General features: G+C 69.3%; 13 protein-coding genes and 1 pseudogene. 3 read left to right on the top strand and 11 right to left on the bottom strand.

Annotated elements, in window-relative coordinates:
• Positions 1-204: 204 nt before the first annotated feature.
• Positions 205-681, bottom strand: coding sequence for a hypothetical protein (locus CFB40_RS36885; protein WP_089430095.1), 477 nt, complete (start codon positions 679-681; stop codon positions 205-207).
• 446 nt (positions 682-1127) lie between these two features.
• Between CFB40_RS36885 and CFB40_RS36880 the strand changes: the two genes are divergently transcribed.
• Positions 1128-1640: a lecithin retinol acyltransferase family protein gene (locus tag CFB40_RS36880; RefSeq protein ID WP_047852861.1), complete on the top strand. Its 513-nt coding sequence runs from the start codon at positions 1128-1130 to the stop codon at positions 1638-1640.
• Here CFB40_RS36880 and CFB40_RS39520 read toward each other — a convergent pair.
• Genes CFB40_RS39520 through CFB40_RS36865 form a run of 3 tightly spaced genes read right to left on the bottom strand, consistent with a single transcriptional unit; the run spans position 1637 to position 3752 of the window.
• On the bottom strand, positions 1637-2005 hold the full coding sequence (locus tag CFB40_RS39520; RefSeq protein ID WP_256976992.1) for a hypothetical protein: 369 nt from the start codon (positions 2003-2005) through the stop codon (positions 1637-1639). The two genes, CFB40_RS36880 and CFB40_RS39520, sit on opposite strands and share 4 nt — an antisense overlap.
• Entirely contained in the window at positions 2002-2793 is a 792-nt protein-coding gene (locus tag CFB40_RS36870) for a polysaccharide deacetylase family protein (RefSeq protein WP_089434188.1), read from the bottom strand. Before CFB40_RS36870 ends, CFB40_RS39520 begins: the two co-directional genes overlap by 4 nt.
• The gene (locus CFB40_RS36865) at positions 2790-3752 is read right to left on the bottom strand and encodes a 1-phosphofructokinase family hexose kinase (protein ID WP_089434187.1); all 963 of its coding nucleotides are present in this window, start codon (positions 3750-3752) and stop codon (positions 2790-2792) included. The genes CFB40_RS36870 and CFB40_RS36865 overlap by 4 nt, the downstream gene beginning before the upstream one ends.
• Positions 3753-4045: 293 nt before the next feature.
• On the opposite strand from CFB40_RS36865, the gene CFB40_RS36860 reads away from it, so the two are divergent.
• On the top strand, positions 4046-5839 hold the full coding sequence (locus tag CFB40_RS36860; protein ID WP_089434186.1) for an adenosylcobalamin-dependent ribonucleoside-diphosphate reductase: 1794 nt from the start codon (positions 4046-4048) through the stop codon (positions 5837-5839).
• Positions 5840-5869: 30 nt separating this feature from the next.
• Here CFB40_RS36860 and ftsH read toward each other — a convergent pair whose 3' ends face one another.
• Together ftsH and CFB40_RS36850 are read right to left on the bottom strand one after the other, a co-directional pair.
• Positions 5870-7783, bottom strand: a complete 1914-nt coding sequence (gene ftsH, locus CFB40_RS36855) for an ATP-dependent zinc metalloprotease FtsH (protein ID WP_089434185.1) — start codon at positions 7781-7783, stop codon at positions 5870-5872.
• 43 nt (positions 7784-7826) lie between these two features.
• Positions 7827-8474, bottom strand: a complete 648-nt coding sequence (locus CFB40_RS36850; protein WP_089434184.1) for a BON domain-containing protein — start codon at positions 8472-8474, stop codon at positions 7827-7829.
• Positions 8475-9004: 530 nt separating this feature from the next.
• Between CFB40_RS36850 and CFB40_RS36845 the strand changes: the two genes are divergently transcribed.
• Positions 9005-10408 (top strand): MBL fold metallo-hydrolase RNA specificity domain-containing protein, encoded by a 1404-nt coding sequence (locus tag CFB40_RS36845; protein WP_089434183.1) that lies wholly within the window; start codon positions 9005-9007, stop codon positions 10406-10408.
• Between the two features lie 71 nt (positions 10409-10479).
• On the opposite strand, the gene CFB40_RS36840 is transcribed toward CFB40_RS36845, so the two are convergent.
• From CFB40_RS36840 to CFB40_RS36820, 5 genes and pseudogenes are all read right to left on the bottom strand, one after another.
• Entirely contained in the window at positions 10480-11520 is a 1041-nt protein-coding gene (locus CFB40_RS36840) for a zinc-dependent alcohol dehydrogenase family protein (RefSeq protein ID WP_089429411.1), read from the bottom strand.
• A gap of 41 nt (positions 11521-11561) precedes the next feature.
• Positions 11562-12554, bottom strand: a complete 993-nt coding sequence (locus tag CFB40_RS36835) for a bifunctional enoyl-CoA hydratase/phosphate acetyltransferase (protein ID WP_089429410.1) — start codon at positions 12552-12554, stop codon at positions 11562-11564.
• Between the two features lie 116 nt (positions 12555-12670).
• Positions 12671-12955: pseudogene (locus CFB40_RS36830) on the bottom strand (poly-beta-hydroxybutyrate polymerase N-terminal domain-containing protein); the annotation flags it as partial.
• Positions 12952-13698: a beta-ketoacyl-ACP reductase gene (locus CFB40_RS36825; protein WP_089434182.1), complete on the bottom strand. Its 747-nt coding sequence runs from the start codon at positions 13696-13698 to the stop codon at positions 12952-12954. The gene CFB40_RS36825 and the pseudogene CFB40_RS36830, both read right to left, overlap by 4 nt.
• Positions 13688-14224, bottom strand: coding sequence for a hypothetical protein (locus tag CFB40_RS36820; RefSeq protein ID WP_089434181.1), 537 nt, complete (start codon positions 14222-14224; stop codon positions 13688-13690). Before CFB40_RS36820 ends, CFB40_RS36825 begins: the two co-directional genes overlap by 11 nt.
• Between the last annotated feature and the right edge of the window lie 76 nt (positions 14225-14300).

Here is a 14300-nt window from a genome sequence, read left to right as displayed (position 1 = left end):
CGCCCCAGATCGCCACCCGCATCGCCACGACTCATGCGGCTGCCGCCCGGCGCGCGCCCCACCGACGTTTGCCCGAATCTCCAATGCACACCTCGCGACGCGAATTCCCGTGGACATTGTTGCGACTCCGGCGCAACGCCACGTGAGGCAGATCAACGGTACGCCACGCGCTACCGCGCGCTCCGCATCGATCGAAGCGTGCGTCTAGGGCCGTGCACGCGTACCGGTTCCCTGACAACCGCTGCAAAGCCGGATCACGCCGCGGCGCTCCGGGTTCTGCCAGTGGAACCGCACATCGATACCGCCGCGCGCCGGCACGACGACGTGCCGGACTTCCTGGACGCCCCGGTCGCGCGCCGACACCGTGTAACGCCCCGGCGGCACGCGTGCGAACAGGAACGGGCCGGCCGTGTGTGCGTCGAGAACCGTCGACTTGCCGGACGTCAACGTCACATCGACATCCGACAGGTAATGCCCGCCCTTCGTCGCGAACATGATCCGCAGGTTGTAACGCGGCGCGGCGGCACGAAACGCAGCGACCTCCTCCGCCCCGATGCCGCCCGTGATGTACACGGTGCCGTTCTGCTCAACGGGCTCGGGCAGCGCTTGAGCCGGCGCGTTCGACGCAGCGGCCAGCAAACAGGCCGACAGCAGCAGCGACCCGGCGATTCCAGTCCGCATTTCATTCTCCCGGTACAGGCACGCGGGTGGCGATGCGGCTCGTTCGTTCGGGCGCGTCACGGCCGGCGTGCCGCGACGTGACGCATGCGCATCGTTGACGAAGCCAGCGTCGCGCGGAACGCCGATTTCCCGTTGATGCAGGTCAAGCACACCAGACAGGCCAGCGGCGCGGCGCAACGGTGCGAGACCGTCGGTCGGTACGGCGGCCCCACAAGGCCTGAAGCGGCGGCTGGCCGGCGCCGTTGTCCGTTCCGGCTGTCAGCCGATATTGCACGGCGCGTCGGAAATTTCCGACACGACGCCCCGACATCGGACAGCAAGCTCAGACCGCGCTGATTGTCGGGCCCCGGTCCGCCGCCAATACTGGAGACGTGACAGGACGCAACGTGTTCCGCGGCCGGCAAGCCGGTTTTCCAGCCAGCCGCCGCGAGATCCAGGAGCTGGCCATGACTCACCCGACCGCAGCACAAGCCGACGACGCCATGCCGGATCGCGACCTTCCTGTCGGCGCCCACCTCGTGACACGGCGCCACGGTTACGTGCATCACGGGATCTATATCGGCGACGGCAACGTGATCCATTACGCGGGCCTGGCGCACAGCCTGAGCGGCGGCCCGGTTGAAATCGTCTCCGTCGACGGCTTCTGCGCCGGTTTCGAACTCGCGATCGTCCGGCACACGCGGCCCCTGTACGACGGCACGGAAGCGGCACGGCGCGCGGCCTCGCGCCTTGGCGAATGCCGCTACCGGCTGCTCACCAACAACTGCGAGCACTTCTGCCTGTGGTGCCTGTTCGGCGTTGCAAGGAGCGACCAGGTTGCGTCGTGCCTGCGCAACCCGGTTCACGGCATCGCGGTGGGCGTCATGCTGCTTGCCTGCGTGCTGGCCGCGCGGCTGCATGCGGCAGCCTTCGAACGCACGCCGGACGCCGGCACCTGCCCGGTTCAGTGCGGGGCCTAGCGACGTCGCTCGACAGCGTCGGCGGATGCCGCATGCACCCGCCCCCAGCGCTTCGCCTGCGCGATCGCGATACGGATCGCGCTGCCCTCGGCACGCCCTCGTCGCAGCAACGCGTTGGCGATCTCGATCGCCTTGCCGCGCACCGGCGGCGGCAGGTTCCGCATCGACGGCGGATAGCGTTCGTCATCCCACGGCATGGTGGCTCCTTCTCGTACCCGCGTGCCGATCCCGATACCCTTGTCGGCGGCTCGCACAGCAGGTTCACAGCCATTGTGCGGCCCCGCGACGTTCTGCCGGGCGTGAACCCGAACGGAAACGGCATCCGCGAACGACGGCGGCGAACCCGAGATCCGGCATTCGATCACGGTCGCTCCCGCGCGGTTTGCAGCAATCCGTTCATGCAGCGCGTATCGCACGCATCCGTCATCAGGTAGCGCGGCAGCGCCATGGCGGGATCCGCGGGCCGAACGGGCCGTGCGTCGATCGTGAACGCCGCGACATAGCCTTCGCGGGCGGCCAGCCGATCGGTCGTTGCATCATGGACGCCGAACGGCCAGGCCAGCAGCCGGATCGGCCTACCGGTTTCCGACTCGAGCCGTTCGCGGGAATGGCTCAACTGGAACGACACGAATCGTTGGTAGTCCTCCTCAGACCGCCGTGCGTGCTCGGTGCGGAAATTCGGATGCCAGTAGGTATGCGATTCGATATCGTATCCGCCGGATTGCCCGAGCACGCGCAGCTGATCCCATGTCATCGCGTAGCTCGCGTTCGAGATCGCCGATGGATAGATGAACAGCGTGACCGGTACCGGATGCGCGGCCAGCAACGGGCGCAGCATGTCGTAGACGGAGCGGTGACCATCGTCCACCGTGATCGCGACCGCCCGCGCCGGCAGCGCGTTCGCCTGACCCGCGTGCCAGCGCACGATGTCGGCGAGCGGCACGATGCGGTAGCCGCTCGCGTCGATCGCATGCAGTTGATCGAGGAAGGTCCCGGTGCGCACCGTCATCGAATCCAGGCGTTGCGCGGCAAACCGATGATAGACGAGGATCAGCACGCGCTGCGGCACCGGCTCGCCCGTCACCGTGTCGGCGAACGATACCCGCGGCCAGCACGACAGCAGCAGCAGGCAGACGATCACGCGGACGCTCATGCCGCACCACGCGCAATGGCCGCGCCGCTGGCCTGCGCAACCAGTTCCGCATGAATCCGCTCGACGTCGGCGCGCGTGCACAGCGCGGTGCCGGGATGCTCGACCGAAGCCGCCGATGCCGCCAGCGCATAGCGGCATGCATCGTCGAACGGCGCGCCGCGTGCGAGCGCCCAGACCATCCCACCGACGAAGCTGTCGCCGGCACCCACCGTGCTGCACACCGTCGCGGGCCTGCCCGGCAGGCGCAGCGCGCGCTCGCGCGTGACGACCCACGCGCCGCGCGCGCCGAGTGTCAATGCAACGATGTCCGCCCGCCCTTGCGCGACGAGTTCGGCCGCCTTGCCGCATGCCGACGCTTCGTCGAGCGGTTCGCCGGCCAGCGCGCTCAGTTCGTCGAGGCTGGGCTTCACGAAATGCACCCCGGCGTCGAGGGCCGCGCGCAGCGCCGGGCCCGCCGCATCGACGACCACGCGGGTGCCGTTGGCGGCGGCCGTCCGCGCGAGCGTCGCATACAGGTCGTCGGGCGCGCCCGGCGGCAGGCTGCCGCTCAGCACCAGATAGCGCGGCGCAGGCCGCAGGGCCGCGATGCGCGCCGCGCATGCGCGCCACTCGGCCGCCGTGACCAACGGCCCCGGCATCAGGAAACGGTACTCGCGCCCCGTCGCCGTTTCGGTCACGCAGACGTTCTCGCGCGTCTCGCCGGCAATCCGCACGCGTACGGCCGGCACCCGTTCGGCTTCGAGCAGCAACGTCAGCACGTCGCCGGTCGGGCCGCCCGCCAGGTACAGCGCGACGCAGTCGCCGCCGAGCCGGTGAACGGTCCGCGCGACGTTGATCCCGCCGCCGCCGGGGTCCCGCCGTGGCCGCGCGCAGCGCAGCTTGTGCGTATCGACGATGTGGTCGACCGACGTTGAGACATCGACGGCCGGATTCAACGTGACGGTAACGATCTCGGTCATGGCGCGTAGTCGGTAAAGGGCGTGATGCGCGGGCTTGCACGCCGCGCACATGCGGCCGCGGCGCGTGCCTGATGCCTGATGCCTGATGCCTGATGCCTGATGCCTGATGCCTGATGCCTGATGCCTGGCGCCGGCCACCGGCGCCGGCCAGTCCTGGCACCACCTTACGTGCGCGCCTTCGCGCGGCATTGACGACCATCAAGCGATGCCGCAACAGCACCGGATTGCGCTCGATCAACGACGCGGGCGGGTAGGCCCTTACATTAGGTCATCCGTCGTCGCCGAGCCCCGCCATGGACGAGCAGCCGCTTTGCACCACCGTGTTTGCCGAACGCTATGCGCAGCCCGGCGAAACGTCGCGCGCGGCCGTCTTCCAGCGTGTCGCCCGTGCACTGTCGCTCGCCGAGCCGCCCGCTCTGCGCGCCCAGGCCGAGCGCACGTTCTTCCAGAACCTGCAGCGCGGCGCGATCGGCGCCGGCCGCATCATGGCGAATGCCGGCGCGACGACGGGCGGCACGATGGTCAACTGCTTCGTCCATCCGCTCGCAGTTCCGGAGGACATGCCGCTGCAGGGCGTCGATGCGGCGCTCGCGCAGGCGCTCGACGACGCGCGGCTCACGCTGCTGATGGGCGGCGGAATCGGCTACGACTTCTCGCCGGTGCCGCCCGCCGGCGCGTACGAACGGCGCCTGTCGCCCGAACGCGGCGTATGCGCGGCGATCGACCGATTCGATGCGATGTGCCGCGCGTTGCCGTTCACCGGCCCGCGCCGCGGCGCGCAGATGGGCGTGCTGCGCTGCGATCATCCGGACCTGCTCGCGTTCGTCACGGCCAAGCACGGGCGGGCGCGCTGGCCGACCTTCAACCTGTCCGTCGGCATCACGGACGCGTTCGTGGAAGCAGTCGCGCACGACCTGCCCTGGGCGCTCGTCCATCACGCACCGCGCCATGCAGCCGCCAGCGCGTCGCCCCGGCGGCCGGACGGGCGCTACCTTCATGCGACGGTTCCCGCCCGCAAGGTGTGGCAGGCGATCGTCAACGCCACACGCGACAGTGCCGAACCCGGGCTGCTGTTCCTCGACACGATCCGCGACGCGAATCCGCTGCGCGAGCACGAACGGATCGACGCGACGAACCCGTGCGGCGAGCAGCCGCTGCCGCCCTACGGCAGCTGCGTGCTGGGGCCGGTCGACCTGTCGCGGTTCGTGCACCATCCGTTCGGCATCGACGGCGAGCCGCGCTTCGATTTCGCGGCGCTCGCCGACGCGGTGCACGTCCAGGTCCGCCTGCTCGACGATGTGCTCGACCTCACCGCGTGGCCGCTCGCCGCGCATGCACGTGAAGCGCATCGGACACGGCGCATCGGTGTGGGCGTGACGGGCCTGGGCGATGCGCTGACGATGCTGCGGCTGCGCTACGACAGCGTCGAGGCGCGCGCATGTGCGCGCAGCATCGCGCTGACGATGCGCGAGCATGCGTTTGCCGCATCGGCCGCGCTGGCCGCCGAGCGCGGCGCGTTTCCCGCGTACGATCCGGCCGCTTACCTGACCGGCCCCGCCTACCGCATGCGGCTGCCGCTGAAGGTGCATCACGCGATCCAGCGGCACGGGCTGCGCAACAGCCATCTGTTGTCGTTCGCGCCGGCCGGCAGCGTGAGTCTCGCGTTCTGCGACAACTGTTCGAACGGCATCGAACCGGCCGTCGGCTGGACCCAGCGCCGGATGGTTCGAACGGCAGACGGCCAGGTGCGCGCGTTCCGGGTGCAGAACCATGCGTACCGGCTGTTTCGCGCACTGCATGGCGACCGCGTCGCGCTGCCGGACTATTTCGCCACCGCGGCCGAGATCGCACCGATCGATCACGTCGCGATGCTTGCGGTGCTTCAGCCCTGCGTCGACGCCGGCATCTCGAAGACCGTGACGATGGACAGCCAGTGTTCGCTCGCGCAGGTCGACGCGCTGTTCTTCGCGGCATGGCGCGACCGGCTCAAGGGCATCACGGTGTTCCGGCCCGATCTGCGGCTCGCGTCGGTCGTCGTCGACGATACGGCGCAACGACGCGACGGCGCGGTCTGTATCGGCTGTTGAGCGGACTGACCGACGGTGGCCGCCAGCCGGTCAGGCCGACGTGTCCGTGGCCGTGGCAGGCTCCGCATCGGCGTGCGCCGGCCCGGGCAGGCCGATGCCGTCGTCCGGTGGCGTAATGAGCGCCACCAGTGTGTCGTGATCGATCGTTTCGTGCTGCAGCAGGCACCGCGCGATCCGTTCGAGCGCGTCGCGATGCTCGCCGAGCGTCGCCGTGACCCGCACGTGCGCGTCTTCGAGCAGCGCGCGCACCTCCTCGTCGATCAACTGCGCGGTGTGTTCGCTGCACCGGCCGTCGCCCGGCGTCCACACGCCGGGCGAACCGCCCTGCGGGGTCGCGTCGTCGAGCGTCGCGAGACCGAGCTTCTCGCTCATCCCGTACTGCATGACCATGTGGCGTGCCAGCGCGGTCGCACGTTCCAGATCGTTCTGCGCGCCGGTCGACACGTCGCCGAACGCGATTTCCTCGGCTACTCGGCCACCGAGCAGCACGTCGAGCCGGTCGAGCAGCTCGCTTCGGCGCAATACGTAGCGATCCTCGGTCGGCACCTGCTGCGTGTAGCCGAGCGCCGCGATGCCGCGCGGGATGATCGACACCTTCTTCACCGGATCGCAATGCACGCGGCTTTGCGCGACGAGCGCGTGCCCCGCCTCGTGGTACGCGATGGTCCGCTTTTCCTCGTCGTTCATCACGCGGCTCTTGCGCTCCATGCCCGTCATCGCGCGGTCGATCGCCTCGTCGAAGTCGGCCATGCCGATCGCCGGCTTGCCGAGTTCGGCCGCGTGCAGCGCGGCCTCGTTGACGACGTTCGCGAGATCCGCGCCGACGAAGCCCGGCGTGCGCTGCGCCAGCTCGGCCAGGTCGACTTCCGGGGCCAGTTTCACGCGCTTCGTGTGCACGGCCAGGATCTGCTTGCGGCCGTTCAGGTCGGGTCGGTCGATCGCGATGTGGCGGTCGAAGCGCCCGGGCCGCAGCAGCGCGGGATCGAGGATCTCGGGCCGGTTCGTCGCGGCCATGATGATCACGCCCGAATTGGCCTGGAAGCCATCCATCTCGACGAGCAGCTGGTTGAGGGTCTGCTCGCGCTCGTCGTTGCCGGACATCAGGCCGACGCCGCGCGCCTTGCCAAGCGCATCGAGTTCGTCGATGAACACGATGCACGGCGCCTTCTGCTTTGCCTGCTCGAACAGGTCGCGCACGCGTGCCGCGCCGACGCCGACGAACATCTCGACGAACGCCGAGCCGCTGATCGTGAAGAACGGCACGGCCGCCTCGCCGGCCACCGCACGCGCGAGCAGCGTCTTGCCGGTGCCGGGCGCACCGACGATCAGCACGCCTTTCGGGATCTTGCCGCCGAGCCGCTGGTAGCGTTCGGGGTTGCGCAGGAACGCGACGATCTGCTGCAGCTCGGCCTTCGCCTCGTCGATGCCGGCGATGTCGTCGAACGTGATGCCGGTTTCCTGCTGCACGTACACGCGCGCCTGGCTCTTGCCCATGCCGCTCAGGTCACGGACCCCGCCCGGCCTGCGCATCATGAAGCTCCAGAACGTCACGAGGACGATCACCGGCAATATCCATCCGGCAAGCGTCTCGAGCCAGCCCGAATCCGGCGCGCCGCGATAGCGGATGCCGGCGGCCGTGAGTTCGGCGACGAGACGATCGTCGGCGACCCGGTTGGTCGTGAAGCGCCACGGCGGGCCCGCCTTCTTCACGGCGGCCGCGTCGGAGGCCGGCAGGTTCGCACCGGCCTGCGGCATGCGCAGCACGCCCGAAATCGACGACGGGCCGATGTCCAGATCGTCGACGAGCCGCGCGTCGACCAGGTGGTGAAAGTCGCTGTACGAGATCGACGTCGTGGCCGGCTGGGCCATCAGCAGCTGATACGCCACCAGCGCGGCAAATACGAACGGGATCAGCAGCCCGGAGTAATCGAATGATTTTTTCATGGCGTCGAACCGGCACCGCGGGCGCGAGCCCGCTCATGCATCGTCATGCAACGGTCAGCCGGTCGACGACCTCGCGCACGCCCCTGACCGACGCGGCCGCACCGCACGCGGCGCGCCTTTCGGCGAGCGACGCGACCTTGCCCGTCAACGTGACGATGCCGTCGTCGTCGGCAATCGAGATCCCGGAGGATTCGCGCTGCGCGCGGCGCGCGAGCGCTTCGGCAATCCGGATGCCGACGTCCGGCACCGTGCTGTCCGTTCGCACCCGGATGCGATTCGCGACGCCGACGACGCCGATCATCCGGCTGACCATCTTTTCCGCCGCCCGACTCTGGTATGCATGATCGACTTCGCCGTCGAGCGTCACGCAGCCGTGGTCGACCTCAACACGGATCTTGTGATCGCGCAGCGCCTCCTGCCAGCCGAGCGCGAACGTGATCGCGATCGCCAGTTCCTGATCCGCGCACGCGTTCGCGGGCGGTGTGACGCTCAGTTCGAGCACGAGCGCGCGCGCATCCTCGACATGCAGCGCCGTTTTCTGCGCTTCGAGCTTCTGGGCCCAGCTGTCGACCGTGCCGCGCAACGTCACGACCCGGTCGCGCACGTCGACGTCGATCCGTCGCGCGTCGATCGCCGGATTCCAGAACAGCGCCTGCTCGACATCCTGCTTGAGTGCTGCATCGGACTTCATGTCGGTCTCCCGTCGCCCCGTACCGGTCGCGACATTCGCGATCGGTACGGGGCTTCACCGGCTTCAGCATCGCGCACGACGGCGGCAGTGGCTTGACGAGGATCAACCAACGACGTGCCGGCGGCCGTGGCCGCCGGGTGCGCGAATGCCGGATGCGTCCATTGATGCAGATCAACCGCGCGGCAAAGCGCGACACGATCACGACGCCGGACGCGGCGAAACCCGCGACACCCCGCGCGTGACAGCACGACGTTCCCCGCGCTGACCGCCGGCCTCACGTTCCCGTGCTGCTGATGATCGTCGCACTCGACGGCCGGAGCGACGCGGGCTGACACGCGGCGGTGCCGCCGTCCTGCCCGGACGTTGATTGACGTCAACCCGGAGCCGCAACGGCCGAACGGCGAACCTCGCCCGAGCCGAGCCGAGCCGAGCCGAGCACGGATGCGGCAATCCCTGATTTCCATCAATCGCTTCGCGCGCATCCGCGCTGTAATCGACTCACTGCTCCGTCCACTCCCGTGAGGCGATCCATGAAACTGACTTTTCTCGGTGCGACCGAAACCGTGACCGGCTCGAAATACCTGGTCGAGCACGGCAACCGGCGCGTGCTGGTCGACTGCGGCCTGTTCCAGGGCACCAAGAACCTGCGGCTGCGCAACTGGAGCCCGTTGCCGGTCGCGCCCGACACGCTCGACGCGGTCGTGCTCACGCACGCGCATATCGACCATACCGGCTATCTTCCGGTGCTGGCGCGCGAAGGGTTCCGCGGGCCGGTGTATTGCACGGCGGCCACGGCCGAACTCTGCGACATCATGCTGCGCGACAGCGCGCGGCTGCAGGAGGAAGAAGCCGATTTCGCGAACCGCCACGGCTATTCGAAGCATCATCCGGCACAACCGCTCTACACGCTGGACGATGCGCAGCACGCGCTGCACCTGCTGAAGCCCGTCGCGTTCGACGAATGCACGGTGCTCGGCGGCGGGCTGGCGTTCCGCCTGCTGCCGGCCGGCCACATTCTCGGCGCGGCGAGCGTCGTGATGCACTGGGATCACAAGGTGCTGGCCTTCTCGGGCGACCTCGGCCGCTATCACGACCCGATCATGCAGCCGCCGCTGGCGCCCGCGCATGCGGACTACCTGGTCGTCGAATCGACGTACGGCGACCGCCTGCATCCGGAATCGGACCCCGAGAACGAACTCGCCGCGCTGTTCGACAAGACCTTCGCGCGCGGCGGCGTGGTCGTGATGCCGTGCTTCACGGTCGGCCGCGCGCAGGAAATCCTGCACTACATCGCGCGGCTGAAGGCGTCCGGCCGGATGGCGCGCGTGCCGGTATTCGTCGACAGCCCGATGGCCACCGACGTGACCGAGATCTATCGTCACCATATCCTCGAACACCGGCTGACGCCTTCCGACGCGAACGCGCTCGGCCATGCGGCCACGATGATCCGCTCGGTCGAGCAGTCGAAGGCGATTGCCGACCATCATGGCCCGATGGTCATCATCGCCGGCAGCGGGATGGCGACGGGCGGCCGCGTGCTGCACCACCTGAGCCGCTACGCGCCCGATGCGCGCAACACGATCGCGCTGGTCGGCTACCAGGCGGCCGGCACGCGCGGCGCGGCGCTGGCCGCGCACGAGCCGACATTGAAGATCCACGGCGAGTACGTGCGCGTGCGCGCGCAGGTCGATTCGATCACGACGCTCTCCGCGCATGCCGACTACGAGGAGATCCTCCGCTGGCTCGGCACGATGCAGCGCGCGCCCGTGCGGACCTTCGTCACGCATGGCGAGCCGGCCGCGGCCGATGCGATGCGGCGGCGCATCGCGGAGCGGCTGCACTGGCCGTGCGAGGTGCCGGTGTATGCGCAGTGCGTCGATCTCGATGCGGTCGAATCCGGCGACACGCACGCGCCGGCCGCGCTTTCCTCCTGACGGCGTGACCCGCCGTGCGGTGGCGGGAACCGGGTGTCGCCTGCCGGTTCCCGCCCTGCGCTACCCGGCCATCAACCGACTTCGATGATGACCTTCAGCGCATGGGTTTGCGCGGCGCGGCCGAACGTGTCGTACGCGCGCTCGACGTCGTCGAGCGAGAACCGATGCGTGATCAGGCGTTTCGGATCGAGGCGCCCGGCGCGCACGGTCTTCAGCAGCATCGGTGTGCTGACCGTGTCGACGAGCCGGGTCGTGATCGAGATGTTGCGATCCCACAGCTTCTCGAGGTGCAGGTCGGCCTTGACCCCGTGCACGCCGACGTTCGCGACCACGCCGCCCGGCGCCACCAGTGACGTGCACATCTCGAACGTCGCCGGAATCCCGACCGCCTCGATCGCGCAATCGACGCCGACCCCGTCGGTCAGCTTCATCACTTCCGCCACCGGGTCGCCAGTGCGGCCGTCGATGCAATCGGTCGCGCCGAAGCGCTGCGCCACGTCCAGCCGGTTGCTGTCCGGATCGATCATGATGATCTGTGCGGGCGAGTAGAACTGCGCGGTCAGCAGCGCCGCCAGCCCGATCGGGCCCGCGCCGACAATCGCCACCGAGCAGCCCGGCTGCACCTTGCCGTTCAGCACGCCGCATTCGAACCCGGTCGGCAGGATGTCCGACAGCATCACGAGCGCCTCCTCGTCCGCGCCCGGCGGAATCCGGTAGAGGCTCGTCTGCGCATGCGGAACGCGCACGTACTCGGCCTGCGTGCCGTCGATCCGGTTGCCGAGGATCCAGCCGCCGGTCGTGCAATGCGAATACAGGCCGCGCCGGCAATATTCGCAGCGGCCGCACGACGAAATGCAGGAAATCAGCACATGATCGCCCGGCTTCAGCGCATCGACGGCGGTGCCGACCTGCTCGACGATCCCGACCCCTTCGTGGCCGAGAATGCGGCCGGGTTCGCAAGTCGGTACGTCTCCCTTGAGAATGTGCAGATCGGTGCCGCAGATCGTCGTGCGCGTCACGCGCACGAGCGCGTCGGTGGGCGACTGCAGTTCCGGCATCGGCCGCTCCTCGAGCGCCTTGCGCCCGGGCCCGTGGTAGACGAGTGCTTTCATCGGGGTTCCTCCATCGAAAGAAAGGGTTGCGGGTACGTTGATCAGGACTGCGGCGCATGCCGCGCCTGTGCCAGCACCATCGCGAGTGCGCACGACGCGACCCGGACGGCAGCGCCGTCGGCGCGGCTCGTCAGCACGATCGGCACGCGCGCGCCCACGACGATGCCCGCGCTGACGGCGCCGCCCAGGTATTCGAGCTGCTTCGCGAGCAGGTTGCCCGCTTCGATATCGGGCACGACCAGGATGTCGGCGCAGCCGGCGACCGGCGAATCGATCCCCTTGTCGTGCGCCGCCCGCAGCGAGATCGCGTTGTCGAACGCGAGCGGGCCGTCGACGATCGCGCCGGTAAGCTGGCCGCGCTCGTCCATCTTCGCGAGCGCCGCCGCGTCGAGCGTCGAGCGCATCGCCGGATTGACGGTCTCGACCGCGCACAGCACGGCCACGCGCGGGCACGCCACGCCCAGCGCATGCGCGACGTCGATCGCGTTCTGCGTGATGGCCGCCTTCTGCGCGAGGTCCGGCGCGATGTTCACCGCCGCGTCGGTCAGGATGAACGGACGCGGATACGCCGGTGCCTCGATCAGGAAACAGTGGGACATGCGCTTGTCGGTGCGCAGCCCCGATTCGGCCGCGACGACCGCGCCCATCAGCTCGTCCGTATGCAGGCTGCCCTTCATCAGCGCGCCGGCACGGCCCGCCGCCGCGAGTTCCACCGCGCGGGCCGCCGCCGCATGGCTGTGCGGCACGTCCTCGATCGTCCACGACGACAGATCGACGCCCGCATCGTGCGCGACACGCAGCACCTTGTCGCGCGGCGCGACGATCAGCGGCTCGATCGCGGCCGCCAGCGGCGACTCGGCGAGTTCGGCCAGCGCGACGAGACTGGTTGCATCGCACGGATGCACGACGGCCACGACGAGCGGCGCTGCGTTGCGTGCCCGCGCGATCAGCCCGGGCCATGCGCCGTCCGCGCGCGGCAGCAGGCCGGGCAGGCACGCGCCGCCGCACGGATCCGGATGCCGATGCCCGTTCATGTCTGGAGCACGTAGGCGCCCGGCGCCGCCGCGAGCCCGGCGGCCGGCGCGCGGGCCGGCACGTCACCCGACGAGCGCGCATGCAGCCAGTCGCGCCAGCAGGTCCACCACGATCCGTCGACCGCGGGCGCGGCCGCGAGCCACGCCTGCGTCGCGAGTTCGAAGCACTTGCCCGGCGACACCGCCAGGTGAGCGCCCCAGTCGAGCAGGGCCAGCGCCAGCGACACGGGCGACAGCCCGAAGGTCATCGCGGCGACGTTGGCATGCACGGCGCGGTTCCATTTTTCAGCGGGTGTTGCCTCGGGCGCCGTGCATTGGCGCCGGTCGGGCGTCTGCCCGTTCCGATCCGACGGCTGCCTCGATTCGCGCACGAGCGGCGCGCGGATGACGGACGCTTTCATCGCATGTACATGCCGCCATTGATGTCGAATTCCGCACCGGTTGCGAAGGCGCCCGCGTCGGAACACAGGAACGCGACGAGCGCGGCGATTTCGTCGGGGTCGCCGAGGCGACCGGCCGGAATCTGCGGCAGGATCTTCGTGTCGAGCACTTCCTTCGGCACCGACTCGAGCATCGCGGTGGCCAGGTAGCCCGGGGCCACCGTGTTGACCGTGATGCCGTGCCGCGCAAGTTCGAGCGCCAGCGACTTCGTGAAACCGTGGATACCGGCTTTCGCGGCCGCGTAGTTCGCCTGCCCGTACGCGCCGCGCTCCCCGTTCACGGACCCGATGTTCACGATCCGTCCGAAGCCGGCGTCGATCATGCCGGGCACGAACGGCTTCGTCATGTTGAACAGGCCGTCGAGATTGGTGCGCAGCACCGCATCCCACATGCTCTTGGTCATCTTCACGAAGGTGGCATCGTGCGTGATGCCCGCGTTGTTGACGAGCACGTCGACGCGCCCGAATTCAGCCAGCACGCGTGCCGCGCAGTGCTGGCACGAGTCGTAGTCGGCCACGTCGACCTCGTACGCATGAAACGTGCGGCCCGCCTCGCGCTCGTGCGTGAGCCACGTCGCAACGTGGTCGTTGCGTTCGGTGTGCGACACCGCCACCGTCATGCCGGCCTCGTGAAGACGGCGGCTGATCGCGGCACCAAGGCCACCCATTCCACCCGTGACGAAAGCGACGCGCTTAGCGGACATGATCGTGCTCCTGCACCGCATGGCTGCCATCGAGACGCCGGACGGCCGCGGCCTCGTCGCCTGCATCGACTGCTTCCGTGATGCCGAGCTCGAACGCGGCCATCCAGTCGCGCCACGGCATGCTCGCCTCGTTGACCACGGCCAGCCGCCCGAGATCGGGCCACCAGTCGGTCTGGTAGCGCGATAGCGCGCCAGTGCCGTAATCGCGCAACCACGTGCGCCACGCACTCGCGCTCTCGAACTGCCCGCGCATGCACAGCTCGGTGGCGTCCTGCCAGATCGCGACGGTCGCGATCGTGTAGTCGCGCATCACATGCCGGGCCGCCTCGCCGAACGCCGTCCACTCGTTCGTCGCGGTCAGCGCCTGCTGCAGGCCGCGCACCGCGTCGCGGTCCCGCTCGATGCGCCGCCCTGCCAGCGCGTGCCATTCGTGCTGCCAGTCGCGAGCCAGCACGGCCATGCGCAACGCGAGATCGCAACCCGCGCGGCAAGCGTCGTTCGGTGTGGTCAAAGCCTGGGGGCTCATCGTCTTCCCTCCTTCGATCCGGTCGGTGAATGGGCGTCCACTTCACTGTGCGGCCGTGGCGCACGGCACCCGTTGA

The sequence above is a fragment of the Burkholderia sp. AU31652 genome, from assembly GCF_002223155.1.
Classification (GTDB): domain Bacteria; phylum Pseudomonadota; class Gammaproteobacteria; order Burkholderiales; family Burkholderiaceae; genus Burkholderia.
This window is presented reverse-complemented; position numbering and strand designations above follow the sequence as displayed.